Here is a 26512-nt window from a genome sequence, read left to right as displayed (position 1 = left end):
GGCGGACCTGATTCACAGACCTGGAACTTGCCGGGTTCCGGGAAGCGATGCCTAACCGGAGCGTGCGGAAACACTCACGGATTCGCCTGGCTGCAGCACGCATTGGCCGTTGGCATGAAATATCTGTACCGCCTCGGGGTTGCTGTCTCGCGAGAGCAGACTAACTTCGTCGTCATGCAGCGTGATCCGCAAGCGCAAGCCCCGGTAGCAAAAATCCAGGCTCACCCGGTCGAGGTCAGTCGGCACAGAGGGAAGGAGATGCAGCCCGTCCGGCTGTGGCTGAACCCCCAGATAATGCCGCTGCAACACATCCAGCGAGCCGGCCATGGCGCCAAGGTGAACGCCTTCCAGCGTACCGCGGTTGGGATCATCGGTCAGGTCGACGTTCAATGCCTGCATGAAATATTCCCAGGACTCCTCGGGGCGGTGATACGCCAGCGCTCCGGCACAGACCACCTTGGACAGGCTGGATTCATGGGTGATGTGGCGGAGTTGATAATCCAGAGTACGTTGCAGCACGCCATCGTCCGCAGAATATCCGAGCCGCTCCAGCAGCGCCTTCAGAACGGGGGGTGAAAACAGATACAGCAGCATCAGGGTGTCGGCCTGCTTGCTCAGCTGATAGCGCTCGGTAGTATCACCGCGGCCTTCGAGCATCCAGTCCAGGCGCGGATGGTTGTCGGTCAACCACTCTTCGGGCGGTGTGCGAAGCTGCTCGAAACCTTCGAAGGGGCTTAGCGCGCCTTCGTCGTTGAAGTGCAGGTACATGCGCCGGCTGACATGCTCCCAGTGCGCCAGTTCGGCCGCGCTCAGGTCGGTACGCTGGCGTAGCGCTGCGGCCTGCTCGGCCGGCAACATGTTTACCAGTTGTAGCCCGCAGGTCAGGGTCCAGGTTGCCATGATATTGGTGTAGCTGTTGTTATCCAGACCGGGCTCGGAGCTGTCGGGATAGTGGTTGTGATATTCGTCGGGGCCGACGACACCGCGAATGCAGAAGCGTCCATGGCTTTCTTCATAGTGCGCGCGGCTGGCCCAGAAGCGCGCTATCTCCACAATCATTTCGCCGCCGAAGCCGGCCAGCATTGCCATATCACCTGTTGCCAGATAGAGCGTCCAGACATCGTAGGCCACCGCTGCGCCGATATGACGCTGCAGGAAGGTGTAGTCCGGTACCCAGCTTCCCGACGGCGGATAACACTGGAAGGGCGGGGTTTCGTCTTCGCCGCTGCGGGCACTCCGCCAGGGATACATGGCGCCACCCAGGCCGAGGCGGCGTGCGCGCTGGCGGGCTGTATCCAGCCGGCGGTAGCGGTAGTCGAGCAACTCCAGCCCGAGTTCGGGGAAGTGCGTGGAGATGAACGGAAAGGCAAAGATCTCGTCCCAGAATACCTGGCCGTAATAGCCTTCATGCCAGCCGCGCGGTGGACAGCCCAGATCATGGCCGATGGAATGGGGCGACACCGTTTGCGCCAGATGATAGGCATGCAGGCGCAGCGTCAGTTGCGTGCCCGCCTGGGCTGCACGCATCGGCATGCGCGCCCATAATCTGCGCCAGGCTTTTCGGTGATGCCGCAGCAACAGGTCGAACGGCTCTGCGGGAAGCGCGTCGATAACCAGGCTGCGGGCAAGGCGGGAGTCGCTGGGCAAATCATCATCGACGCGAACCACAACCCGCTTTTCAAGGGTAAGCTGCCGGGCTCCGGACAGCTCGATGGTGGCGTGTTGAAGCAGCCGCCCATCGTGCTCTTCGTTGTGCCAGACAAGCGGCTTGTCGCCGAACGTTCTCACCGCCATGGCCAGGTGGCGATCGGGTGTGTGCAAGGATGCACTCACCGCGGCAAGGCCGGTCGGGTTGCACTGGTAGCAGACATTGCGCAACCGCGGACCTTCGTAGGCCTGGTTACGCGCGATCAGACTGTTGGTAACGGCGCCGTCCAGCGTGGCGCGAAGATGCAGGCGCTGCAGGCCTTCCGGTAACGTCAGCTCCCAGCGCAGCAGCGCCAGCTCCGGCGATGCCATGCTCAGCAGCCGCGTCTCGCGTAGTCGTACGGTTTGACCCTGCAGTTCAAAACAGATGTCCCGCTGCGCCAGGCCGTTGCGCACATCCAGACTTTGCCGATAATCGCGCACCTGGTTTGCGTCCGCCCCGAACCAGCATTCGCCATCAAGGCTGATGCTCAGGCCGAATGGATCAGGCAGATTGACCAGCGAGCCCAGGGTCACCTGTTTGCCGTTGACCTCGCGCGGGGCTTCGTCATACCAACCGGCGCGATAGAATCCTGCATAGCGCGTCTGCTGCCAGTCATGCCGGGGCAGCAGAGCGGCCGCCTCGGGGGCGCTGGTGCGACAGGACAGCAAGCCATTGCCCAGCGCCAGCAAGGCCTCGCGGCGGAGCTCATCCTCCGGGTCGTAGTGGTCGAACTCAACACGCCAGCCGGCGCGCAGCACATCAGACATGCAATACCCTCGCATCTTGCGACAGCCTGGCGGCCATCTGGACTATCTCTTCCCGGTCTGCATAGGCGGGTTGCGACCCGTAACCGGTTACCGCCAAGTTGGCCGAGGCTACGCCCCAGGCAGCCGCATCCAGAGCGGACATTCCCTCAAGTAATGCAACGGAAAACACGCCAGTGAACGCGTCCCCTGCACCGGTGGAATCCACCGGGTCTATCTCGCCTGCCGGTATGTGTATCAGCTCGCTGCCCGCTGCCAGTACACAGCCACCGTCGCCCAGTTTGATGCACACCAGCTCGACGCCTTCGTTGCGCAATTGCCGGGCCGCGCCGGCGGCGTCGCTGATAGTTTTGAGGTCGCGTCCGACCAGGCCGCCTGCTTCGCTGATGTTCGGCGTGATGGCGTGCAGTCTGTTGAGTACCGCGGGTTCCACGCGGTCGACAAAGGAAGGATCGAGAATCACCGGGATATCCGAGGCAGCGGCTTTCTGTATTGCGCGCCGCACTACCCAGGCAGGTATCTCGCAGTCAAGGACCAGACAAGCCGGCGGGTTAGCGTCCCCGATGGCTGCTTCGACCTTCACGGCCGCGGCGTCATCCCAGCAATCATTGGCATTGGGCGCGAGAACTATATGCTTCTTGGCATCCGGCGGAACCATGATCATCGAGACCCCGGTGGGCTGTCCGGTTACCCGATTCACGCCGTCCAGGTCAACGCCTGCTGCCGCCAGCGATCCCAGCGCCTGCTGCGCCAGGTCATCATCCCCTACGCATCCGAGCAATCGGCTGGCGTGGCCGAAGCGAGCGGCGAGAAATGCAGTGTTGGCGGCTTTCCCACCCGACAACCGGCAGAAATCATGTGCCGGGAGCATGTCATTGCTGCCTATGGCAGCGTTTACGCGTACCTGGAAATCAGCGTTGATGCTGCCCAGCGAAAGCATTGTTCGAGACTTCATATTGCTGTCCTTCGATCGAAAAGACTTACCAGAGCTGACCGACACAATGATGTCGGGTTCAGCGTTACCTGGTGCGTCTGATGACCTTCGGTGGATACGCCAGCCGCGCAACGCTGTTGGCGAATCAGAACGGCGGCCATCTGCTAGGCTCAGAACTAGCTCATTCGTTTTCAACCGAAGGGTCAGTGCCATGCTCCGTCCCGGAACAGTTCAATTGCGCGCTTCCCTTGCCTGGCTCTGGGCCGGTATGTTGCTGTTCGGGGTGTTGATCTATGCCGCTTCTTTCAGCCACAGCCTGGTGGCGCAGGAGGGCGAAGCGGCTTCCGCTGGGCTGGTACTCTCGGTCGACGGGCCCATAGGCCCCGCCACCATGGATTATCTGGTGCGGGGGATCGAGCGGGCCGAAGCTGAACAGGCGCGCATCGTGGTGATCGAAATGGATACCCCGGGCGGGCTGATGGAGTCGATGCGGCTGATCATCCGGGAGATTCTGCGCTCACCGGTACCGGTCGTAACCTATGTCACGCCAGCCGGGGCCCGTGCAGCCAGCGCCGGGACCTATATCCTGTATGCCAGTCATATAGCGGCGATGGCGCCGTCTACGCACCTGGGCTCGGCAACGCCGGTACAGATGGGCGGTATGCCAGGCAGCCCTGATCCGGCAGCCGAGCCGGGCGGGACAGACGGGGAGAACGACGCCAACGAAGATCGGGAGCCGAGGCGTGGGGGCAGCGCCATGGAGCGCAAGGTCCTGGAAGACTCCGTCGCTTATATAAGAGGCCTTGCCGAGCGCCATGACCGCAACGCTGACTGGGCCGAGCAGGCCGTGCGCGAAGCGGTCAACCTGGGCGCCACTGAGGCACTGGAGCGTAACGTCATCGACGTCGTAGCGCCGAGCCTGGACGATCTATTGCTGCAGATTGATGGTCGTAGCGTGCGTATGGCCGAAGGTGAAAGAACCTTGCATACGGCCAATCTGACGTTGACACGGGTTGATCCGAACTGGCGTACCCGATTGCTTAGTGTGATAACCAACCCCAATATCGCTTATTTCCTGATGTTGATCGGCTTCTACGGGATCATTTTCGAGCTGTCCAATCCGGGTAGCCTCTATCCCGGCGTAATTGGCGGTATCTGCCTGATCCTGGCGCTGTTTTCCTTCCAGGTGCTTACGGTCAACTATGCGGGGCTGGCGCTGATTCTGCTGGGGTTGTTGCTGATTGTCGCGGAGGCGTTCCTGCCCAGTTTCGGCATCCTGGGCATCGGCGGCATCGTCGCTTTTGTGATCGGTTCGGTGATTCTCATGGACGGCAGTCACCAACCTGTCTCGCTGCCCCTGATCGGCGGAATGGCCGCCCTATTTGCCGGCCTGTTGTTATGGACGGTCACGCGGGTGCTCAGCCTGCGAAGGCGACCGGCGGTCAGTGGCACCGATCGGCTGATCAATGAGACCGGCGTGGCGCTGAATGATTTCTCGCGCGAAGGCCAAAACTATTGCGGATATATACGGGCTGGCGGGGAACGCTGGAAAGCCGTTTCTACACTGCCGGTACAGGCTGGTCAGACTGTGACGATTGCACGCGTAGAAGGCCTGACCCTTCACCTTGAACCCACAATGCAGGCGAGGGTGCCCGAGCGATAGCATCGTCTCGGCACGCGCCGCGAGGAGGAAACATGACATTCGATATGATCTCCTATCTGGCTCCGCTGGTTTTCCTGCTATTGCTGCTGGGGTCGGCTATCCGCATTCTTCCGGAATATCAACGGGGCGTTGTATTCTTCCTTGGACGTTTTCAGGGGGTAAAAGGACCCGGTCTGGTAATCGTGATTCCGGGCCTTCAGCAAATGGCACGGGTCGACCTGCGGGTGGTTGCGCTGGATATTCCGAGTCAGGACGTCATTTCCCGTGACAACGTCACTGTGCGCGTTAATGCGGTGCTGTACTACCGTGTGGTTGACCCCGAGAAGGCCATCATCCAGGTCGAGAATTTCAGCGAAGCGACCAGCCAGCTGGCGCAGACCACGCTGCGCTCGGTGCTTGGCAAGCATGACCTTGATGAAATGCTTTCAGAGCGCGACAAACTCAACGCGGATATCCAGGAGATCCTGGATCTCCAGACGGAAGACTGGGGCATCAAGGTGGCGAATGTTGAAATCAAGCACGTCGATCTCAACGAATCGATGATCCGCGCAATTGCCCGGCAGGCTGAGGCGGAGCGCGAGCGGCGCGCCAAGGTGATCCATGCCGAAGGGGAGCTGCAGGCTTCAGAGAAGCTGGTGGAGGCAGCTCGGGTAATGTCCAGCGAGCCGGGCGCGATGCAGTTGCGCTACCTGCAGACGCTGGCGGACATGAGTGGCGATAACACCTCGACGATTGTCTTTCCGTTGCCCATCGACCTGATACAGAACCTGGTTCGTTCCGGTCAGCAGCAGGGTGGGGCGGGTAAAGATGTATGACCTGGCCCGAATTACCGGGCCAGCCATGCCTCTGCTTCAGCCGTCTCATCCAGCGCGAAGGCCTGCAGGTTCAAGCCGGGAATCAGTGCGCCTTCGACAGTACTCATCTTGCGCACCCAGGTCTGTCCGGCGACGACAGCCACGCGGTCAAATTGCCGGATGAAACGAAACAGTTGCGGCAACCGGGACATTTCCACGCCCATTGCGCCCAGGGTCGGTAGTTCGAACTCGCCCACTTTCACGAGCATTGCTCCGTCGGTAATGCCGTGCGCCTGCTGAATCATCTCATCGAGCGCAACCTTCATGGATGCGCTGTCAAGCTTGCCGCTGAATACGACATCCAGCCGGTGGTTATTTACTCTGATGGTCTGGAACATGGCCGCGCCTCGATTGCAGTTGTTCGCAGCAGTCAGTCTAGTTGATAACCGTGATAGGAAAAAAAGTTCATTTTTTTGTGTTGCGAGACGTTTTTCCGGGAAACTCCCGGGAACCCGGCCGGTCCAATTCGCTGCGGAGCACGCTCTCTAGCATGCAGTCCCGCGCAACATGACAAGAACTGGAACGCGCCATTCAGCGGAGCGGAATGCGGTCAAAACGTTCAGCTATACGGCGGCCGTCGTGAGGCTACCAGGGAATGTCGGAAAGCTCGAGAAAGTAGAACATATCTCCACTTTTCGCACGATAAGGATTGGTTATGACGGAGTTCACGCCTGTGGACGCTCAGGTGGTTTCGCGCTTGGCGTCTGAGATCGAATCAAACGGATATGCGGTTTTTGAAAACTTCTTCACGCCGGAGCAGTTGGAACAGGCGCGGGAATACATAAGGGCACAGACCAGCAAGCATAATCAGGAATATTTCTCGATTCATGGAATCGAGGCGATGGAAGGCAGTGTGTTGGCGAGTCTCGGTGGGTCTACCACGTTCAAGCAATTTCTCTCGGATATGTATGAACAGGTCACCGGGTCCCAGCCACCTGTCGCCGAGCGGATCTTCCCGGTCATCCGCTGCCTGCAAGGCAAGAGTGGCCTCAAGGAATCACATTTCTACCATTTCGATGCGACCGCCGTGACAGCACTTGCCCCGGTATTCATTCCGACAGAAGGCCAGCATTGTGGCGATCTCATCATCTTTCCCAACGTGCGCCCGGTGCGTTCGAGCGCCGTATTGAATATTGCCGAAAAAGCCATAATGCACAACAAGCTGAGCCAGAAGTTGACGGCCATTGCGGTAAAACGGGGCTTGCTCAAGCCGATCACCGTGAAGCTGGTTCCGGGCAACCTCTATCTGTTCTGGGGCTACCGCAGCCTGCACTCCAACGATCAATGTGATCCCGAGAACCTGCGTGCGACCGGCTTGTACCACTTTGGTAATCCGCACCGTGAGAGCTCGCTGGCGCGGATATTTCTCGGCAAGAACAAGCGCAAGGCCAAGCTCGATCACGATGGGCTGCGCCCCCAGACCTGACAGGCGGCCCCTCCGGTAATCAGTCAACTGCCGGAGTAGGCCGTACCAGGATCTCGTTAACGTCGACATGGGCCGGCTGCGACAGGGCATACAGTACGGCCCGACCGATATCTTCGGGCAGCAGACTATTACTCGGCGGTTGATCGAAAAATGGCGTATCGACCATGCCCGGTTCGATCAGCGTGACGCGGATGCCGCTGCCTCGTATTTCCTCCCGCAGTCCGTAACCGATAGCGGTGACGGCCCATTTGGTGGCGCTGTACATTGAGCCCGGAAGGGTTGCACGCCCGGCAGCTGAGCTGGTCAGCAGGATGTGCCCGCGGCTCTTGCGCAGGGCAGGTAAACAGCATTGCACCGTCAGGCCAACACCGTAGATATTGGTCAGGATCATGTCCTTCCATATCTCTGGGTCGGCTTTGCTGAAGCCGCCCGGCTCACCGCCGCGGCCGGCATTGGCGAGCACGGCATCCAGCTGACCAAAGGTATCCAGTGTCGCCTGAACCATGCGTTGCTGGTCCGCAAGTTCCTGGACATCGCAGGCGACGGTCAGCACCCGTTCCGGTCCGCCCAGTTCGTTTTGCAACGCCTCGAGCTTGTCTTTTGAGCGGGCCGCCAGAACCAGCCGGTAGCCGTTGGCAGCGGCTTCCCTGGCGGTCGCTTCACCTATGCCGGACGAGCCCCCGGTAATCAACAGAACTGGATCAGTCATAACGCTATCTCCTGGTGACAGTGATAAAACCTCAGTCTAGTCAACGCCGGGACCAGCGGTTCGGGTCAGGCCTGCTGCGCGCCTTTCTCCGTCTCCGCCTCGGCGCGGGCTTGCAGCACCCTGTCCGCATCATCCCGTAGCTGAGCAGCCAGATTGCATGCCAGGTCAAGCCGTCGCACTATCCATGGCGACAGGTCATAACCAAACGGATCAGTCTGCGGCAGGTCCGTCGGCCAGTTTGTTATCGAGGGCGCGTTGGCAGGTGATTGCGGCTCGCTGGCGGTCAGCAGACTTTCGATAATGGCCGATGCGCGTTGCAGCGGCTCGCGCGTAGGTTCCTGATCCATATTGCGCCGCCGCATCAGCATGGTCTTGACCACGGCAAGCTGCGCTAGCAGGTTGTGACCATGGATCAGCAGGCTTTCCAGTGCTTCAAGCGGAGGTCGCACCGCGCGGGGCTCCGACAGCGAGCGTCGCGTAGCCTGCACCAGTGCAGACAGGCTGTCATAGGCTTCGCGCCGGGCCAGGCGCCATTCGAGTTCGGGTTCGTCATCCACCGCCTCCAGCTGCCCCAGGTTAAGCGCTGTCCGGGCATGCCGCGCTTGCGCGGCCATGGTTCGGGCTACCAGCGCGGGTATCTGGTTGCGCTCCCAGGAGGGCAATACGTAACTGAATGCCCAGGCGATGCCGGTTCCGATCAGGGTGTCGGCCAGACGTTCGAAAACGTTGATTGCAGGCGCCATGCCGCCGCTCAGCAGATGCGCCTGAACCAGGCTCAACACCGTGGCCGAGACCGCGGTAATCAGGTAACGCTTTATTGCAAAGGAATGCGAGATCGCCTGCGCGACAGGGACGATGACCAGTAGCAATAACGCTGGCGCCTGGGTCGAGAGGATTACAGCGGCCAGTACGCAGCCCAACGCGGTGCCGGCTACCCGGCTGTTTCGTCTTTCAAGCGTGTGCGCGAGACTGCCGCGCAATACCACGACCACCGCCAGCAGTATCCAGTAATCGTGCGTAGCCCAGGGCAGCGCCAGGGCGATCAGATAGGCCGTGCCCACTGCCAGTGCGGCGCGAATGGCATGGCGTAGCGGCGGCGCGTCCCAATGCCAGAGCATGGTGAAGGGTTTCCACGACCAGGAGGTCGGGCTGACGAAGAGTTGCCAGGCGGTGCGTACCACGGTCAGATCGGGCGCCGTTTCGCCACGGGCCAGCCCGTTCAGGTGTAACACTTCATCGCTTATATTGCCGATACGGTTGCCGATCGCTCGCGACATCGCTGTTGCCGGAGGCATAGGGCCTGGCGCCATTTCTTCTTCCAGTTCACCGCCGAGTCTGGCCAATTGCGGGCGTTGATCCGCGAACCGGCGCGGTTGGCGACCGGTCAGCAGCGCGTCGGCAATGGCTTCCACCGCTTGCGCCTGTTCCATCAACAGCTCGCGAAGCTGATGAAACACCGGGGCATGCCCGGGCACTGACCGCAGCGTGTCCAGATCCAGTTCGCTGGCAAGTAGATGATCACGTATTTCCAGCGAGCGCAGCAGCATTGCCGCGAGCTGCTGCCGGCGCGGGGTACGCGGTGATTCCAGGATAAGGTCCCGTGCAGCCTGCAGCTGATCAGCCAGGGCAGCCTGTTGCTGCATCAATTGTCCCGGCAACACCGGTAGTTGACCCAGCGCATCTGCCGGCACGAAACGCCGGGCCTGCGTGTGCATCATGGTGCTGAGTGAAAGCAGCGCCTCGGCGAGAATCTGCGCGCGATATCGGCTATTGAGCCCTATGTTGGCTAGCGTCGAATAGACGATGTAAAGGGCGGAGCCCAGGGCGAAATACAAGCAGGTCGACAAAAACCCGGCACTCTGTGGATGCGCGGCCACCGCCATTGAGAAAATCATTGAGAACATGATCGAAATGACAATGGGCAGGCCGCGCTTGCCCCAGGCGCCGGCCAGAAAAGCGCAAAAGGTCGCGGGCACCAGTAACAGACCAAGCCACAACGGATCCTCCTGCACTGCCTGCATGCTGGCGAACAGCGGTAGGCCAATCAAGGCGGTGGGTAAAAGCGTCAGGAATTTACCCCGGCGGGGCGCCGCGTGGTCGGTTGGGATACATACGATCGCCCCGACTGCAGCGACGGAGCCAGCGTAGGGGCCGATCAGTAGATAAGCGCTTCCGGCGATCAGCATCAGGCCGAAGCCGGCGGAAACGCCAGTCAATACGTAGGAGCTGAGGATGGTACGCAGGATAGCCCTTGGAAGTTCCCGGACGGGTGTGATGCGCGGCACTGGTTCGCCTTGTAATGCTGGGTGATGGTGTTCAGTGTAGACGACCGATCGGGCATTCGGTCACATGCTGCGGGCGGGGCTTGAGCGCCTGGCCAGAGAGCTGGATGGGCCGCCGGGGCGTCCAAACAGGCCTGGTGAGCTCGCGCCGGACATTAGTCTTCGTCAGACTTTTGCCGGCTCTTGGCAGTGTAATCATGCTCTGCGAATACCTCGGCGAGTATCGCCTGCTCGATGAAGCTGCGCTCGCCGGACCGGGCAGGAATGCGCACTATCAGATGCAGCTCACTGGCGGTGGGGAGTTGTATCGACACGCGCGGATCCACCGTGGGGACATCGAGCCCACGGTGTTCGGTCAACCGCTTCATGTGCCGGCGTGCCTTGTCCAGGTAGGGTTGGCAATGTTTGTCGGCACAAGCCCGCAGCGCCTGCTGAGCCTCGCGCCAGTTGTCCTCCCGCTTGAAGGGCACGGTGAATACATGAATGACGAAATCGTGGGTGTAACTTTCATTGATGACCGGCTCGGAGACGAACAGCGCATTGGGAATTACTGCCATCCGGCCGGTACGCTGGTGCGTGAGCCGTCCCGGTCCTACCTCCAGGATAGTGGTGGCCAGCAGGTTCTGGTCGATGACGTCACCGCGGAAATCCTTGACCTGGATACGGTCGCCAATCTGAAAGGAGCGTGCGCCGGACTTCAGCAATGAGCCGGTAAAACACAGAATAAGTTCCTTGGTAGCGACCACAAAGGCCACTGCGATCGCGACAATGGACAGCGCCAGCGTGCGCAGCTCCTCGCCCCAGATCATGACCAGTCCCATCAGCATCAACAGGATCAGTCCGTTGCGCGTCTGCACTATCCATTTGCGACGCAGTTCGGGGGCAAGTACGGCGCGACGGATGAACCGCGCCGAGATGGCGCGTAGAACAACTATGCTCACCAGCAGGATGCCGGTGCTGATCAGCAGGCTCAAAAAGCTGTCGGTAACCCGGATGCTGGTCAGGTATAAGCCGATTTGTTCGATCATTCAGTGATTCTTCCGTGAGAATAGAGAGCGCGAGATTATCAGATAGCGTTCAACGACGGCCCGATCAGTTCTTCGAGCTGTCGGTAGACGCCCGGGCACGCGACCAGATAGGAATTGCCCTCAAGCAGACCTTCGCCCCTGAAGAAATCGTTGCGCAGGCCACCCGCTTCGCGAACCAGCACCAGACCGGCCAGGCAATCCCAGCTTTTCAGGCGTGTTTCGTAATACCCGATCAGGCGGCCGGCGGCCACGTAAGCAGTCATCAGCGCGCCTGAGCCATTGCGGTAGAACACGCCGCCCTGTTCCAGCAGGCCGGCGAGAAACGGCAGAAAGTGTTCCTTGCCTTGCTGGTAAAAGGTACCGACGCCCATCAGGCCTTCGCGCACGTGGCCGGCATCGCTTACCTGCAAGGGGGTCTCGTTGACGAAAGCGCCCCGGCCCAGGCAGCCGTGGAACAATTCATCGTGATTCGGATCGGCGATCGCGCCCAGATAAGGCTCGCCATCAATCATCAGCCCGACCGATACGCACCAGGTATGCAGGCCATTGACGAAACAGGCTGTGCCGTCAATCGGGTCGATTACCCATACGCAGCGGGCGTTGAGCGACGCCGAGCCGCTCTCTTCGCCGAGAAAGCCATCCTCGGGAAACGCTGCTTTCAGCTCGCCGCGAATGAAGTCCTCCAACTCACGGTCCGCCACGCTGACGACGTTCTGCCTGTCGCCCTCCTTGGTATCCACGACCAGGCTGCTGCGTTGGGCGTAGTATTTGACGCCCTGTTGTGCGGCTTGCTCTGCCAGTCGACGCGCAAGCGCATAACGCCCGTCAATATCGAGGCCGCTGGTGTCGGGGGTGGGCAGGTTCGGGTTCATGGCGTGCGTTCCTGAAGCGGTCGGAGCAGCAAGGGTACTGAAAAACGATGGGAAATATAACGGCGCGTTCCCCCATGGCTAGCCGTTTCAGGAGGGATCTGTTGCCGGGGCGTTCTTTTTGGTCCCGCGCAGGTTCATCAGGAACAGGCCGAGCTGCAGAATGATCAGCGCATATGCCTGAGCGTGCCAGCCCCAGGCGATCCATAGGGCATTACTCAGGATGAAGCAGAGAAAGCCCCAGTTGCGCTTTTTGCGCGATTGCGAACCGACCAGGTAGGCTGCGACCAGCGTCGCGAGCATCGCCGGCCATTGCAGAGAATCGATAAATGCATTGATATCCATGACTTGTCTGACCGGGCCGCAAGCGAGACGTTCCGACCCAAGCGCCAACTATGCCATGACCCCGAGCTATGGCGCGTCGCGTTCCATCTCGACCAGCCGTGTCGCAGGCGAGAGCCATGGCCGCGATGGCACCTGGCCCTCCATGGATCCCCAGGATTGAAACTTACTCCCGGTGCTCCTGCTTTTTCGCCTGGAGCTTTTTCTTCTCGGTATTGGGGCCTGTCAGGCTCAGCACTTTCCAGTCTTGCTCGGGTAGCAGGGCACTGTGCTCTGTCAGCACTTCTATGCGTCCCTTGGGTGAAATCGCAAACAGCGGAATGATATCGCTGTGCGCGTGGAGCAGATCGTCGTAGCCGAACTCGTCAGTGAGTCGGGTCTCCCGAATCTGCCAACCCTTGCTCAGCAAGCTGGCGAATTTGCTGTAGCTCATGTCCTCGGTGAACAGGGTGTGGCCACGCTGTTTCGAACCCAGCTGATGTTTTTCCGCCGTCTCGGTTTGCGAGGCGGCCAGCAGCGTATAGATGTTCCGGTCACCAAATTCGGTGCGGTACCGCATGCCGGCCACAACATTCATCGCCGGGTCAGGGGAGAGTGCGAGCAGCTTGCCCACGCCAACCAGGTCCAGATGATGGTCTGCGTAACTGGAGACTGGATTGGCAAAAAACGTAGGCAACCCGGCCATGCGCGCTTCGCGAATGTGCTCCCATTGCGAACCGGTCAGCATGACGCGAAACCCCTGCTGTTGCAGGGCCGCGCCAACAGCCCGGGCGACCGGATTGGCGCCGACGATCAGAAAGCCGCTCGGCGCTGGCTCGGCAACTTTAAGCAGCCTGGCGAGCCCGCGGGAGGTCGCGCTCTGCAATACCACGGTGCCAATAATGACAACGAATGTCAGCGGTACGAGAATTTCGGCACCCTCGTGCCCGGCTTCTTCCAGCCTGATGGCGAACAGCGCCGATACCGCTGCGGCGACAATGCCGCGCGGTGCAATCCAGGACAACAGCGTCTTCTCGCGCCAGTTCAGGGTGGAGCCTATCGAGGACAGCCAGACCGATGCCGGGCGTGCAATAAACTGCATGATCAGCAACAGGATAATCGCCGCCCAGCCCAGCGAAGTGATGTCATCAAGGGTCAGTCTCGCGGCGAGCAGGATAAACAGGCCCGAAATCAGGACGACACTGAGATTTTCCTTGAAGTGCAGGATGTCATCGATATGCACATCCTTCTTGTTGGCCAGCCACATGCCCATCAGCGTAACGGCCAGCAGCCCGGATTCGTGGGCGAAGGTGTCCGACACGCTGAACACTGTGGTGACCAGCGCCAGTGTTGCGAGGTTCTTCAGGTAGTCGGGTACCCACCCGCGTTGCAGAACCCAGCCCATGAACCAGCCGCCGAGCAGACCCAGAACAGTGCCGATCGCGATGGTTTGGAGAAAGGTAACAAACCCGTGCGCGATGCCGGATGCCTGACTTTGCGCCACGATAAATTCGTAAACCACGACCACCAGCAGCGCGCCGATCGGGTCGATAAGGATTCCTTCCCAACGCAGGATATTGGAGATATTAGCGTTGGGGCGCACCGTTCGCAGCATTGGCACTATCACCGTCGGGCCGGTAACCACGGTCAGCGCGCCGAACAGCACGCTCAGTTCCCAGCCAAGACCGAATAGAAAGTGTGCGGCCACCGCCACAATCGCCCAGGTCACGCCGGCACCAATCACCAACAATCGCCGAACCACCATCCGCTGCGTTCTGATTTCGCTCAGATCAAGCGTGAGGCTGCCCTCGAACAGGATCACCGCCACCGCCAGACTGATCAGCGGAAACAGCAGATCGCCGAGCAGTTCGTCTGGAGAGACCAGAGAGGTAAATGGACCAAGCACGATGCCGGCGGCAAGCAGGAACAGGATGGCTGGAAGCTTGACGCGCCAGGCAAACCACTGGCAGCCAAAAGCGATCAAGGCGATAAGCGCGAATGACAGGGTCGCGTTTGTCAAAGGGGTATCCTTGCTGTTGATTATTTGATGCTGCCCCCGAGCGGGCCGGCGTTTCGATAGACCTGTCGAGTGGCGAAGTGCCCAGCAAGTTTCAATCTGATAATCAGTTTTTTGGCGTGGCCGGTCCCGCGGCCGTTATGAGATACACCCGCGCTAGTAGAACCAGCCGGTTCTGAACGAAACGCCAACGACTACAAACAGCACCCCGATAAAGGTGACCGGGATGATGTGCCAGGCCATGGACACCAGCTTTCCTTCATTCAGGTTGGGGATGACCCGCAGTCGCGCATCCAATGCGAACGCGGCGGTCGTTGCCAGCAATAGCAATTTGACGCCGACCAGCCGTCCGGCGACATCTCCCGGGTCGATCCAACGAGCCGGATCCGGCACCAGTCGGTAAGCCAGCATCAGCCCGGTAATGATCTGGATGACCAGCGCGGGCAGGCCGATCCGCTCATACGCCGACTCGAAGCGCATTAGCTCGGCGGGGCTCCGTTCGCGTAATACCCTTGGAAGTATGGTGAACGCCAGGATCAGATGCCCGCCGGTCCAGATTGTTGCGCCAAGAATATGCAGAAGTATCAGAATGCCGTACATGTCATCAGAATCCAGGTTGATGTCGTTTGAGGCGCAGAGCGTACATTAACCGGCGCTTCTGAGCCCGGGCTTGCACGGGCGCGTGTGAGCACTACAGGTAACTCGTCGGGCAAGCGGTCTATTTCGCGGGTTCCAGCTAGTGATATCCATATCCTGATCTAGAGTGGTGGTTAGGGAACAGACCCTGATGCAGTCCTCATAGAAGATATCGGATGTCTTGATGATGATGGCCAACAATAACAATATCCAAAGCATTGTGCCGAAAGTGAATGCCTCGCGGTTGATCCTGATCTCCTCCGGCGCGCTGCTTGGTAATACCATCAAGCACTACCTGCAGGGCGAGGGGTATTGCACGCTGGTTCAGCAACCCGAGCAGGTCCGGCGATGTCGATGTGACCTGGTGTTGCTGGATGCCGGTAGCTATTCCCGCGAGCGGTGCCTTGCGGTCTTTCCGCTGGTAGACGCGACGCCTGTTGCACTCATCAATACGCATGAAACGCTGGCCAGCGACCTGCTCAAGCTACATCCGCACATCCGGGGCGTGTTTTACCCCGGCAGTAATCGTGAACAGATCCTCAGGGGCACGCAGGCGATCCTCGGCGGTGGTGACTGGCTGCCCCGAAACCTGATGCAGCAACTGGTCGATTGCTACCGACAGCTGAATCACTCTTCGACAGCAATCGCTTCGCTCAGTGCACGCGAGATTCAGGTACTGGCCCTGGCCGGGCGTGGACTATCCAACGCGGATATCGCCGACCAGGTAAACCTCAGCGTCCATACGATCAAGAGTCATATCCACCACGCATTGCAAAAGCTGGATGCCAGTAATCGTGCGCAGGGCGCAGCGCTGGTGCTGGGGCATATCGAAGGTGGCTCCCGATGAAAGCACTGACCCTGGTATTGGCCCTGTGTTGCGCCTTGTCTGCGCATGCCGATGAGGCGGAGCTGAGTGGCTTCATCATTGACCACACAATTTCGCGTACCGGCCAGGAGTTCTACCGGTACTTTTCCGAGCGGATCACTGATATCGGCGATCCTGATTTCAATCTGGTGGTGAAAGAGCGTCCGTCCGCCCGGTGGGGCGTCCTCATCTGGGTAGAGCAGGACGGGACATTGCTGTACCGACAGTTCATGCAACCGAGCCTGTCGGACGTCCGCGACACAGCTTACGCCGCAGCCGACTTTGTCGTTGATTCGATCAACCGCAGAAAGATCGAAGCCATGTTTACCGATCCTATCGATCTCGCCGAGGACGAACTATGAAGAGCTCACGTTCCATTGTCAGCATGACCCTGGCATGCACGCTGGGAATCGCTGTCCCCACCGGGGCAAGCGCCACCGAGCTGGTTTACACACCGGTTAATCCGTCGTTCGGCGGGAGCCCGTTGAACGGCGCCTGGCTGCTCGGCAGTGCCCAGGCGCAGAACGATTACAAGGATCCGGATGCCCTGGACCGATCGTCGCTGGGCGGCGGCTCGGCGCTGGAACGTTTTACGAACCAGCTGGAGGGTCGCTTGCTGTCCCAGTTGCTGGCAGACGTTAACGACGGCAATGCCGGTTCGCTGACCACGGACGACTTCATCGTCAATATCATCAATGACTCCGGCAACCTGAATATTCACATTACCGATCTGCTGACCGGGGAAGTGTCCGAAATCGAAGTGAACGGCTACGGCGCAAACTGACCTCGGGAGCATCACAGGGATGAAACACCTACTTCCTTTGTATGTGATCCTGGTTTTGCTCCAGGGCTGTTCACTGCGAGAACCCATGCCTGCCGAACCGCAGGAACCCACACTGACCCCGCGCGCCTCCACCTATCAGGATCTGCTGGATCTGCCCAAGCCGCGCGGCCGGCTGGTGGCTGCGGTCTATGGCTTTCGCGATCAGACCGGTCAATACAAACCCAACCCGGCCAGCTCCTTCTCCACCGCCGTGACCCAGGGTGCGGCCAGCATGCTGGTTGATGCAATGCAGGCCAGTGGGTGGTTCGTGGTGCTGGAACGTGAGGGACTGCAGAACGTGCTCAACGAGCGCAAGATCATCCGTGCTTCCCAGGCCCAGCCTGATGTGCCGGCCAATATCGCCAGCGGCTTGCCCTCGTTGCTGGCGGCCAATCTGTTGATGGAAGGCGCGATTGTCGCCTACGAGACCAATGTGCGCAGTGGCGGCCTCGGGGCGCGCTATCTGGGTATTGGCGTCTCGCAGGAATATCGGGTAGATCAGGTCACGGTCAATCTCAGGGCGGTGGATGTGCGCAGCGGCCAGGTGTTGTCGAATGTGATGACCACCAAGACCATCTATTCGGTCGGTCGCAGCGCCAACGTATACAAGTTCATCGAGTTCAAGGAGTTGCTCGAAGCCGAAGCCGGTTACACCACCAACGAGCCGGCGCAGTTATGCGTGCTGTCGGCGATTGAGGCGGCGGTTGCACATTTGATCAACCAGGGCATCGAGCGCCGGCTGTGGCAGACGGCGGTGGCTGACCGAGGGGCAGTCCCAGCGAGCTCAGGCGTAACAGGGAGCGCAAGCCCCCAGTGAATATTCAACCGTTCGATGGATGTGCAGGGCGCCTGGCAGGCGCAGGATAGACGCTCTGATTACCTTTCCGGGCATAGCCATGACTTCGATGAAACGGAAGATTGCACGGGCTCTCGCTGCGTTACTAGCCGGTTTCGGCAGCGCTGGCCTTGTGCTGGCGGATCCCGGCCAGGGTTCTCCAGACCTGGCACCGGCAGAAATCACGCTGGGGCCAGCGCCCACCCGGCTTGTGGGCGCAGCTGCTCTGGCCGCAGCGCAGGACCGCATCGCCGCTATTCAACAAAATGGTGAAGGTCTTACCGCTCACATCCGCCAGGATGGCGCAGCGCTGGAGGCGCGCATTCTGCAGACCGGCTTTGATCACACGGCAAGCATTACTCAGCAGGGCTCCAGTAGCGAGGCGCTGATTATGCAGTCCGGATCACGCAACCAGGCAGATATTACCCAGTTTGGCGCGGCTAACCTCGCGCTGATTGAACAGGCAGGCTCGGACAAGCGCAGCAGTATTGTTCAGCATGGCCAAAGCACTACCGTTCTGGTGCATCAGTACTGAAGCAGTCCACCAGGATTTGTCTGCGAATGTGGCGACCGTTACGCAACTGGGCGTTGCCAATTTCGCGACCATTACCCAGCAGTAAGTTGAAAGCGCCGTTCAGGCAGAGAGTCGAGCGAGCAGTAGAAAGTAATCCTAACCAGGTTGAACGTACTCGGGAGAATTCTATGTACAGGTTATCAGGCGTTGTCGCTGCCGGGCTGATGCTGGCTGTTTCGCAGGTCTATGCCGACAACAATCAGGCGACTATCTATCAGGATGGTACCAATCACAACGGCACGATCGCGCAGGATGGCGATGCCAACGAAGCAGAGCTCCAGCAGCGGGGGTTCATTAACGCTGTCGGGACGATTAGGCAGACTGGTTCTCAAAACATCGCTACTACCGACATGTATGGGGACAGCCTTGCCGAGACCGTTCAGGAGGGCAGGGGTAACCAGGCATCGATCAGGCACGAGGGTGACCTGTTCAACACCACCGTTACCCAGGTAGGCGATCTGAATACCGCGAACGTGGTGCAGAGTTATCGGACCAGCACAGTTGAAGTGGCCCAGACGGGTGAAGGTCACTTCGCCGATATTTACCAGGAGGGCAGGGCCCACTACGCATCCACCCGGCAGGATGGGATGAACAACAGCGTCACTATTGATCAGGGCGAGTATTACGCTGGCAAATGGGCTTTGGTGGACCAGTCGGGCAATGACCACGTCGCCGCGGTATATCAGACCAGTGGCGGAGAGAACAGCACCACCATCATGCAGCTTGGCTCATCGCACAATGCAGAGGTACACCAGGAGATCTACGGAATACTGGATGGTGACAATGTCGCTATGGTCAATCAGGCGGGGCTGGATCACACCGCCTGGGTGAGCCAGGAACGTGCCAACAATACGGCCGAAATTGATCAGCTGGGCGAGGGACACAACGCAAGCATCACCCAGCAGGGTGAGTTTAATACCTCGACGATGACTCAACAGGGCATGTTTAACACTGCCGTCAGCTCTCAGTTCGGCGACGACAATAGCGTGGTCATAGGGCAGAACGGCGAGCGGAATCTCGCTGAGATCTCCCAGATAGGTGCAGGCCTCGAAGCGACTATCAACCAGACCGGAACGGACCATCAGGCCTTCATAACGCAGGGATTGTCCGGCAACCAGGCGACCATCACCCAGCTGGGCGCGGCTAATTTGGCCACCATTAGTCAGTAAGTGATAAATCAGTGAAAACCGGCTTCGGGATAGCCGTACGAGGCCGGTTACTCAATGTCCTCGAGCAAGGCGGACATGATGTCGTCCATGGCCACAAAACCGAGCAGCTGATTGTCGTCCAGGACCAGGACGCGCTTGACCCGGTGCTGGGTCATCAAGCTGGCCACATGTTTGACGGAAAGACTTTTGCCCACCGAAAGAGCCGGCTTGGCGCAGACGTCATAGACGTTCAGCAGGTCGATATCGCCGCCCTCCGCAATCACCGTCTTGAGGATATTGGTGTAGGTAATCAGCCCCCAGGCATCGTGCGGACTCTGTTGATCCACCACCAGAGACTTGAGGTTGTGCCGCTTCATCAGGCTTAACGCTTCGCGAAGTTTGGCGAAGGGCGATACGGTGACAACGTCGGTCACCATCACATCTTTGACCAGTAGCATGCCTGCTCACTCCAAATCGGATTCTTTGAGATGTTGCTCGAATTTTTCGAACTGGGACAGATCAATGCCACCGAGATGGTCCAGCGGCACAGTGAACACCAGGCCTTGCGAGTCGTCCTGGCTGGGCATCAGGATTTTCTGGATCGCCTTGAGCACCTCCAGCGACAAGCCCTTCTCCAGCACCATCAGCAGAACGCTCTGACTGCCATCGTAGGTCAGTCCGAAAAAGGTCTTACGCGTGTTGTTGCTGATGCCCCGGGCAGACATGACGGTAATCCCGCCGGCGCCCAGCTCCCGTGCGCAGTCAATGCACTGCTGCTCCAGGTCTTCGGGAGCAATGGTGATGAGTGCAGAGAATTTCATCGGTCAACCTCTTTGGCAGTATGACGGTCAGAGACCCATTGGCTGATGATGGCGTAGGACATCACCGTAACGATAGGGAAAATGGAGGCGAACGCAATGAGGCCGAAGCCATCCATCAGTACGTTACGGCCTTCGATATGGGTGGCCAGGCCGATACCCAGCGCTGTAACAAGGGGAACGGTGACCTCGGAGGTGGTGACGCCGCCGAGGTCGTAGGCGAGCGCAACGATATAGCGGGGTGCCAGGGCTGTCAGGATGATGACCAGCGTATAGCCGCCGATGATGTAGTAGTGCATGGAGCCGCCGACAATGATCCGATGGACGCCGATGGTTATGCCCACGGCGACCCCGACCGCCACCAGTATGCGGATGGCATTGCCATTGATCTGGCTGGACGCGGCTTCTTCCGCCTGTTTGCCGATCGCAATCAGCGCCGGCTCCGCCATGGTAGTGGCAAAGCCGATCATGAACGCAAACAGGTAGACATAGACGAAGCCATCCAGCCCGATCAACTGCTCGGCCATGGAGGTGCCAATCGGGAACAGTCCCAGCTTCAGGCCCACGACAAAGGCATACAGGCCAAGAATCACCAGCAAGAAGCCGAACATGATCCTGGCCGGGTTGGCCAGCGCCTTGCGCAGCACCACATACTGGAAAAACACAATGGTCAGGATGATGGGCAGCACGTCGCGCAACATACCGCCCAGGTCCAGCAGCATTTTCAACGGGCCGGAAAGCGCGACCTTGTCAGCGGCGATTACGGACACCACATCGGCCGCAGCCTGTGCGCTGCTGAATACGTAAATGCCGTACAGCTGCACAGTGATCATTGGCACCATCACAGCCAGAGCCACCAGCCCGAAACCATCCATCAGCGGATTGCGCCCGCGAATGGACGCAGCAAGCCCGATACCCAGGGCGGCGATCAAAGGCACCGTGACGATGTTGGTGGTAACGCCGCCGGAGTCATAGGCGAGCCCGACAATTTCCGGCGGAGCGAACCAGGTGACCGCGACGACGGTGACATAGCCGGCAATCATGAACCAGTGCAGGGGATAGCCGAACAGGGTGCGGAATACGCCCAGTGCGATCACCAGGCCAACCGAGACCGCCACCAGTAGCCTGAGCGTTAGCGCGTCAATCCGGCCCTCGCTGATTTCCTGAGCCTGCTGGGCCACGGCAATCAATGCAGGCTCTGCAACCACGGCCGAGAATCCGATAGCGAACCCGAACGCAAGCAGTATGGGGACAGACCCTTTGCGGGCGAACTGATTGGAGAGGCTTTTGCCGACCGGAAAAATACTCAGCTCCAGCCCCTGAAGAAACAGCGCGACACCCACCGCCACGATACCGAGGCCGATCACCATGCTCAGGGTGTTATCCGGCAACTGCTGCAGAATGGCCAGCTGGAAGAACGCCACCACCACAACAATGGGCAGCAGATTCTTGAAGGCATGCAGGAGCGCGTGGGTAAACGCTTTAAGGTAGACCACTCTGTCCTTAATTTTTCTGGTGGGGAAGGCATCGATTCTGACGCAAACCCCGAGCTGCCAGCAAGGCGGGCAGCGCCGCGTACCGAATCCTTTCTGCGTACAAAGGCGGCGGCCGGCCGGTCGGTGTTGCCTGGCTGTTTCCAAACAGCATCGCAACTGCCACCATTACAGCTGACGACTGTCGAGACAACAATTCCCGGAGCCTCTCATGAATAATACGCTGCACATCGATATCGTTTCGGATATCGCCTGTCCCTGGTGCGCCATCGGCTACGCACGGCTGGAGCGTGCAATGGCTGGCCTGGAAGGCGAGCTGGCGTTCAGCATCGAATGGCATGCTTTTGAATTGAACCCGGACGCTTCGGGTGAAGGCGAGCCGATATTGCAGGCGCTAAGCCGAAAATATGGACGTAGCGAGAGCGAGATGGAGGCCGCCCAGGCGAACATGGTCAGCATCGCTACCGGGTTGGGGCTGAATTTCGAGAAGATGCAGCAGCGCCGCACCGCCAATACCTTTGATGCGCATCGGCTGGTCAAGTGGGCCGGTGAGCAGGGCCGTCAGACGCAAATGAAACAGGCGTTTTTTGACGCGTATTTTGGTCGCGCCGAAAACGTCGGTGATCAGCAGGTGTTGCTGCGTTGCGTCGAAACCATTGGCCTGGATGCTGCTGATGCGCAGGCAGTGCTCGCATCGGAGCGGTACGCCGAAGCAGTACGTGCTGACGAGGAGCGCTATCGTCAGGCCGGCGTCACCGGGGTGCCGGCATTCATCATCAACGGGCAATACATGATTGCCGGTGCGCAGGAGCCCGAGACGCTGATGACGGCGTTGCGCGACATCGCTTCCGGCAATCCCGATGTTTGAACTGCAGCAGATCGACCCCGAGGCGTACCGGCGCCAGACGCGGCGTAGCACCTTGATTGTGGCGGTCCTGTTTGCGGCGATCGCCATGGCATCGGCAACGCTGACCGTTGCGCTCTTTGGCGAGCCCGGCGGGAACAATTTCATCTGGAATCTGGCGGGTGTGCTTGCGGGCCTGTTTATCAGCAGCGCTATCGTGCGGGCATTGCTCTGGGACAAGCCCTTCATGGCGCAGGCGCGTTACGGCTGGCAGCTCAAGCGCAGCCTGATGAGCGTTACCAATGTCATGCATCACATAGAAGCCGGCGTGGCGGCCAATGATCCGGAGGCGATGAAGCTGTTGCGTTTTTACCACCAGGGGCTGACACAGATGCACCAGCTTGAGGGCCATACCAGCGCGCTGGAAGAGCTTCGTAGCGAGAGCGAAACGCATCGCCAGCGGCTTGAAGCACTGGGCATCCCGGCTGATCAGCCGCGACTCGATCCGCACTGGCTGGAGGCCGTCAAGCGCTACGGAAAGAAGGCCAGATAAGCCCATACGCCCCACGGTGTGGGGCGTATGGGCTTGCTGCTGATGGCTTACTGGAGATAGTCCCGGAACTGCACCGAGATCGACCGCACTTCACTTGAAGGCCAGTTGGGCACGTTGATCTGTTGTGCCGCACCTCCGCCCCCACGGGGGGTCAGCTCAATGGCGATGACATCGCTCGGTGGTGAACTGGCAGGCAGATACATGTCCAGCCCGGATATGAACGGAACCACATGAAAGTCCGGGTCCGGTGTCTCGAGTGAGCTTTGCTTGTCCGCTCCCTTGTCATGCAGGAACAGGCTGCTGAGGCGTTTCTCCAGCGGGGCTACCTCGGCCGTTATTACCTTCGTCCCGTTCACCGTCAACCCGTCGTTGCTGTCCCCCTGGTCGCCCCATAATTCCTTGTCACGACCGATATTCAGGTTCGAGTGCCCCGGGTCGCGCGCAAGCCTGGCGCCGAGTCCGGTGCCGGGCGCCGAGGTGTTCAGCCGTACAAAATAGCTGTCCTGCGCATAGCCCTCACGGTAGAAATAATGATCGGCGTTCTCCGTTTCGCGAATCAGTCCGAACTCGTAGGTAGCGCCCTTGACCGCACGAACCGGGCCCCATTCACCGGTCTCGTTGATTGGCGTTTCGTACACTGGCGTGTCCGCCAGACGGATCCCTGTCGCCGGGTCAACTTCGAACACTCTGAGCGTGGTGCCCGCAGCGCCGATATTCTGCGGGAAGATGTTCGCCTGCCCGGCAATCCACACGGTGTCGCCCTCGGCCGGCGGAACCTGGCTGGTAGTCGGTTCGCGGTCATTGAAGAAGCGGAACATCCGGGTGAAGGAATCAGCCGAAGTGGTGACCTCAATGTGGCCAACCGGCTTGTCCGGCTCGGGATAGACGTTCTCCGCGCCGGTGACTTCCTGGTCCACGTATTGCCCCCATAGTGCCAGGGTCGGCACCTGGCCAGGCGGTGCGTCGGCGGCGCGGCCGTCGATGTTCACGTAATGCGCCACTTTGGCTGCGTGCTCGGGTGAGGCCAGATAGATTGCGCTCACGCCCGTGCCCAGCGAATGGCCCATCAGATCAATCTGTTCGGCGCCAGTGCTGCGCAGCAATTCATCGATCAGCGCGTTAAGCCGGGCATGGCGCTCGGCGATGCTGGCGGGCTCCGTTATCGAGGTGGGATCACTGGTGTCGTATTCGAAGACGGCGAGATGCGAACGGGGGTAACCGTTGGCCATGAAGCGTTGTGCCTGCGATTCGAATTGCGAGGCGGAACCGGCGCCCCCGTGGATGAAGACAACGGGGCGCAGGGAGTGATCGACCGGTTTGCCCGCTTGCTTGTCGAGTGAGTCCTGCAGGTGTGCCCAGGCTTCCAGGGAACTGCGCAGGTTGCGCTGACTGTCCTCGGCGTTTTCGGCAAAGACCGCCTCTGCGTTGAGGGCTGGCAACAAACCCTCCGGACCGGTCATGCTCGCCTCAAAGCTATCGGTATCGGCCCAATCGATGGTTGAACCCAGCGTGTTGTTGGCTTCGATCGCGGCGATGATTTCCGGCGTGATACCGATACCATTGGTGAGATCACCATCGGCGTCCAGTGATTGCAGAAAGCGGGACATATTCAATACCGCCGGATCACCGACGTGTTCGGCATCGGACACGATATCTTTCGGAGTCAGGACGGCTTGCCCTGCAGCGGCGCCTAGCTCAATGCCCGCCAGTGAAAAACTGACTGTTTCACCGTCCTGATATCTGAACACACCGGCCTCAGTAGTGGTGCCGCTTTGGCTCGCTGTTTCATAAGTGATGCCTGCCACCGGACTATCAAGGAAAACGCCCTCCGATACATCGACCGGGTCTGGATCGGGGTCTGGCTTCGGATGGTGAGGGTGGTCATCATCCGAGTCAGAACCTGAACTGCACCCGGCCAGCAGCAGGGAGAGAAAAAGTGGTATCGCTGCGCATCGGGTGCCCGTGCGCGGTCCGTAACTGTTCATGCCGCATCCTCTTTTGTTATTGGAAAGCGATGTCTGCGCCGGCATTGCTGTAACGACACACAAAAGACAATCGGACAAAGAGTAGGACAGTTTTCAATTCTGTTCCGTGAGCGGGACCCTAGGGCTGGCGAAAGTCCATCTTTCGATGGATGCCGCTCAGGATCGAAAGGGAGAGGATAGAGCCAACAGCGGATTGATTGGCTCGATGAAAAGATCCGCATGAACATGGGAGAAGGCGACATGATCATGCAAAGATTGAATCAGACAACTGCAATCATCGCATTGGCGACGGCTTTTGCCTCGGCGCATGCTGATGATTTCAATCAGGCACATATTCATCAGGACGGCGAGCAGCAACACGCAAGCGTCTGGCAAACAGGCGTGGGCAACCGTTCGTCGACGGCGCAGACCGAGAGCGTGCTGACCGAGGCTTTCACGCGGCAGGACGGCAGCTATAACGAAGCGGATATCAACCAACGCGGGGTGTCGCTCAGTACAGCGGTCGATCAGATCGGCGAATTGAATCAGGTGGACGTATGGCAGTATGAATCAGCCCAGGACATTTCGCTGGCGGTCTCTCAGACCGGTTCCGGACATCTTGCGCTCGTTAGCCAGATGCACGTTGAGCAAACTGCGCTGATCGAGCAGGCGGGGAGCGGGCATAGGGTCGACCTGAGCCAGTTTGGCGAAGGGAACGTGGCTACCATTCTCCAGTCGGGTGAGGGTCATAGTGCGTTGGTCAGGCAGACGGGCACACAGGAATTTTCCACCGTCTATTCCTATTATGGGCAGGCTAGGATTGAGCAGAGTGGTATCCAGCAAGGCGCTTCGCTGAATCTGGGGGGCTGGTGGAATCAGGTACAGCTTGTTCAGGGCGGGCAGGATAACCGGGCCACCGTGCACCAGCACGGGTCAGATCTGATAATTGATGTAGTGCAGCAGGGCCAGGGCAATGAGGTGGAGATGTATGGATCGAGCCCCGGCAATGACATAACCATCGATCAGAACGGCAACGATAATTGGACCCAGACGTCTCATCCGGGGAGTTTCGGCGGCTACGAAGCCAGTCTGGCGGTCAGCCAGACCGGCAATTCCAACTGGGCGCAGGTCACTCAGGATTCAGCGATGGCTCAAGCCGATGTCATTCAGTCCGGCTCCGGTAACTTCGCCAGGGTCGAGCAGTATTGACCTAGGGCGCCGGTCAGTAGGTTGAGCAACTGACCGGCGCCCTATTGCGCATGGCCAGATCGCTGGCGCCTGTGTGCAAACCGCTTGCCGGCTTGTTTCGGTGCTAGGCTGGTCTATCCTTCCTTTGCCGGTAAACTCATCTGCAACAGGCGTTTCAGAGCGGTTGCGACTGATTGAACAAAGATCAATGCAA

At 59.5% G+C, this 26512-nt stretch carries 26 protein-coding genes; 12 read left to right on the top strand and 14 right to left on the bottom strand.

Annotated elements, in window-relative coordinates; genetic code table 11:
- Positions 1-51: 51 nt before the first annotated feature.
- Positions 52-2457 (bottom strand): glycoside hydrolase family 65 protein, encoded by a 2406-nt coding sequence (locus tag G3M63_RS01505; protein WP_163981685.1) that lies wholly within the window; start codon positions 2455-2457, stop codon positions 52-54.
- Entirely contained in the window at positions 2450-3409 is a 960-nt protein-coding gene (locus tag G3M63_RS01500; RefSeq protein ID WP_163981684.1) for a PfkB family carbohydrate kinase, read from the bottom strand. Before G3M63_RS01500 ends, G3M63_RS01505 begins: the two co-directional genes overlap by 8 nt.
- Before the next feature lie 190 nt (positions 3410-3599).
- Between G3M63_RS01500 and G3M63_RS01495 the strand changes: the two genes are divergently transcribed.
- Both G3M63_RS01495 and G3M63_RS01490 read left to right on the top strand, forming a co-directional pair.
- On the top strand, positions 3600-5051 hold the full coding sequence (locus G3M63_RS01495) for a nodulation protein NfeD (protein WP_163981683.1): 1452 nt from the start codon (positions 3600-3602) through the stop codon (positions 5049-5051).
- Positions 5052-5083: 32 nt separating this feature from the next.
- Positions 5084-5866 carry a slipin family protein gene (locus tag G3M63_RS01490; RefSeq protein WP_150300258.1) on the top strand — a complete coding sequence of 261 codons (783 nt, stop codon included), beginning with the start codon at positions 5084-5086 and terminating at the stop codon, positions 5864-5866.
- 11 nt (positions 5867-5877) lie between these two features.
- On the opposite strand, the gene G3M63_RS01485 is transcribed toward G3M63_RS01490, so the two are convergent.
- Positions 5878-6243: an STAS/SEC14 domain-containing protein gene (locus G3M63_RS01485; RefSeq protein ID WP_163981682.1), complete on the bottom strand. Its 366-nt coding sequence runs from the start codon at positions 6241-6243 to the stop codon at positions 5878-5880.
- A gap of 317 nt (positions 6244-6560) precedes the next feature.
- Here G3M63_RS01485 and G3M63_RS01480 point away from each other — a divergent pair, with 317 nt between their 5' ends.
- Entirely contained in the window at positions 6561-7331 is a 771-nt protein-coding gene (locus G3M63_RS01480) for a hypothetical protein (RefSeq protein ID WP_163981681.1), read from the top strand.
- Between the two features lie 19 nt (positions 7332-7350).
- On the opposite strand, the gene G3M63_RS01475 is transcribed toward G3M63_RS01480, so the two are convergent.
- The 7 genes from G3M63_RS01475 to G3M63_RS01445 all read right to left on the bottom strand — a co-directional run bounded on the left by G3M63_RS01475 (position 7351) and on the right by G3M63_RS01445 (position 15157).
- The gene (locus G3M63_RS01475) at positions 7351-8040 is read right to left on the bottom strand and encodes an SDR family oxidoreductase (protein ID WP_163981680.1); all 690 of its coding nucleotides are present in this window, start codon (positions 8038-8040) and stop codon (positions 7351-7353) included.
- Between the two features lie 65 nt (positions 8041-8105).
- Positions 8106-10325: an FUSC family membrane protein gene (locus G3M63_RS01470; RefSeq protein WP_218573638.1), complete on the bottom strand. Its 2220-nt coding sequence runs from the start codon at positions 10323-10325 to the stop codon at positions 8106-8108.
- A 152-nt stretch (positions 10326-10477) separates the two neighbouring features.
- The gene (locus G3M63_RS01465) at positions 10478-11350 is read right to left on the bottom strand and encodes a mechanosensitive ion channel domain-containing protein (protein WP_150300262.1); all 873 of its coding nucleotides are present in this window, start codon (positions 11348-11350) and stop codon (positions 10478-10480) included.
- A gap of 38 nt (positions 11351-11388) precedes the next feature.
- Positions 11389-12222, bottom strand: coding sequence for an inositol monophosphatase family protein (locus G3M63_RS01460; protein WP_163981679.1), 834 nt, complete (start codon positions 12220-12222; stop codon positions 11389-11391).
- 87 nt (positions 12223-12309) lie between these two features.
- Positions 12310-12564, bottom strand: a complete 255-nt coding sequence (locus G3M63_RS01455) for a hypothetical protein (protein ID WP_178100924.1) — start codon at positions 12562-12564, stop codon at positions 12310-12312.
- Positions 12565-12727: 163 nt separating this feature from the next.
- Positions 12728-14560, bottom strand: a complete 1833-nt coding sequence (locus tag G3M63_RS01450; protein ID WP_150300264.1) for a sodium:proton antiporter — start codon at positions 14558-14560, stop codon at positions 12728-12730.
- Positions 14561-14713: 153 nt separating this feature from the next.
- Positions 14714-15157: a CopD family protein gene (locus tag G3M63_RS01445; RefSeq protein ID WP_163981678.1), complete on the bottom strand. Its 444-nt coding sequence runs from the start codon at positions 15155-15157 to the stop codon at positions 14714-14716.
- Between the two features lie 220 nt (positions 15158-15377).
- Here G3M63_RS01445 and G3M63_RS01440 point away from each other — a divergent pair, with 220 nt between their 5' ends.
- The 6 genes from G3M63_RS01440 to G3M63_RS01415 all read left to right on the top strand — a co-directional run bounded on the left by G3M63_RS01440 (position 15378) and on the right by G3M63_RS01415 (position 19459).
- Entirely contained in the window at positions 15378-16040 is a 663-nt protein-coding gene (locus tag G3M63_RS01440; RefSeq protein WP_256669901.1) for a response regulator transcription factor, read from the top strand.
- The gene (locus G3M63_RS01435) at positions 16037-16420 is read left to right on the top strand and encodes a CsgE family curli-type amyloid fiber assembly protein (protein WP_150300266.1); all 384 of its coding nucleotides are present in this window, start codon (positions 16037-16039) and stop codon (positions 16418-16420) included. Before G3M63_RS01440 ends, G3M63_RS01435 begins: the two co-directional genes overlap by 4 nt.
- A 23-nt stretch (positions 16421-16443) precedes the next feature.
- Positions 16444-16842 (top strand): curli assembly protein CsgF, encoded by a 399-nt coding sequence (locus G3M63_RS01430; protein ID WP_178101026.1) that lies wholly within the window; start codon positions 16444-16446, stop codon positions 16840-16842.
- A gap of 19 nt (positions 16843-16861) precedes the next feature.
- On the top strand, positions 16862-17698 hold the full coding sequence (locus tag G3M63_RS01425; protein ID WP_150300268.1) for a CsgG/HfaB family protein: 837 nt from the start codon (positions 16862-16864) through the stop codon (positions 17696-17698).
- Between the two features lie 79 nt (positions 17699-17777).
- Positions 17778-18251, top strand: a complete 474-nt coding sequence (locus tag G3M63_RS01420; protein WP_163981676.1) for a hypothetical protein — start codon at positions 17778-17780, stop codon at positions 18249-18251.
- Between the two features lie 167 nt (positions 18252-18418).
- Positions 18419-19459, top strand: coding sequence for a hypothetical protein (locus G3M63_RS01415; RefSeq protein WP_163981675.1), 1041 nt, complete (start codon positions 18419-18421; stop codon positions 19457-19459).
- A gap of 47 nt (positions 19460-19506) precedes the next feature.
- On the opposite strand, the gene G3M63_RS01410 is transcribed toward G3M63_RS01415, so the two are convergent.
- The 3 genes from G3M63_RS01410 to G3M63_RS01400 are packed head-to-tail and all read right to left on the bottom strand — an operon-like array spanning position 19507 to position 21752.
- The gene (locus G3M63_RS01410) at positions 19507-19896 is read right to left on the bottom strand and encodes a CBS domain-containing protein (RefSeq protein WP_150300271.1); all 390 of its coding nucleotides are present in this window, start codon (positions 19894-19896) and stop codon (positions 19507-19509) included.
- A 6-nt stretch (positions 19897-19902) separates the two neighbouring features.
- Positions 19903-20259, bottom strand: coding sequence for a transcriptional regulator (locus G3M63_RS01405; RefSeq protein ID WP_150300272.1), 357 nt, complete (start codon positions 20257-20259; stop codon positions 19903-19905).
- On the bottom strand, positions 20256-21752 hold the full coding sequence (locus G3M63_RS01400) for a DUF1538 domain-containing protein (RefSeq protein ID WP_163981674.1): 1497 nt from the start codon (positions 21750-21752) through the stop codon (positions 20256-20258). Before G3M63_RS01400 ends, G3M63_RS01405 begins: the two co-directional genes overlap by 4 nt.
- Before the next feature lie 208 nt (positions 21753-21960).
- Here G3M63_RS01400 and G3M63_RS01395 point away from each other — a divergent pair, with 208 nt between their 5' ends.
- Both G3M63_RS01395 and G3M63_RS01390 read left to right on the top strand, forming a co-directional pair.
- Positions 21961-22617, top strand: coding sequence for a DsbA family oxidoreductase (locus tag G3M63_RS01395; RefSeq protein WP_163981673.1), 657 nt, complete (start codon positions 21961-21963; stop codon positions 22615-22617).
- Positions 22610-23146 carry a DUF3087 domain-containing protein gene (locus G3M63_RS01390; RefSeq protein ID WP_163981672.1) on the top strand — a complete coding sequence of 179 codons (537 nt, stop codon included), beginning with the start codon at positions 22610-22612 and terminating at the stop codon, positions 23144-23146. The genes G3M63_RS01395 and G3M63_RS01390 overlap by 8 nt, the downstream gene beginning before the upstream one ends.
- Positions 23147-23193: 47 nt before the next feature.
- Here G3M63_RS01390 and G3M63_RS01385 read toward each other — a convergent pair whose 3' ends face one another.
- Positions 23194-25131: an alpha/beta fold hydrolase gene (locus G3M63_RS01385; RefSeq protein ID WP_163981671.1), complete on the bottom strand. Its 1938-nt coding sequence runs from the start codon at positions 25129-25131 to the stop codon at positions 23194-23196.
- A gap of 246 nt (positions 25132-25377) precedes the next feature.
- On the opposite strand from G3M63_RS01385, the gene G3M63_RS01380 reads away from it, so the two are divergent.
- Positions 25378-26319, top strand: coding sequence for a hypothetical protein (locus G3M63_RS01380; RefSeq protein WP_163981670.1), 942 nt, complete (start codon positions 25378-25380; stop codon positions 26317-26319).
- The last annotated feature ends 193 nt before the right edge of the window (positions 26320-26512 follow it).

Origin of the sequence: Pseudomonas sp. OIL-1, from assembly GCF_010669185.1 — a bacterium.
Taxonomy (GTDB): domain Bacteria; phylum Pseudomonadota; class Gammaproteobacteria; order Pseudomonadales; family Pseudomonadaceae; genus Halopseudomonas; species Halopseudomonas profundi.
This window is presented reverse-complemented; position numbering and strand designations above follow the sequence as displayed.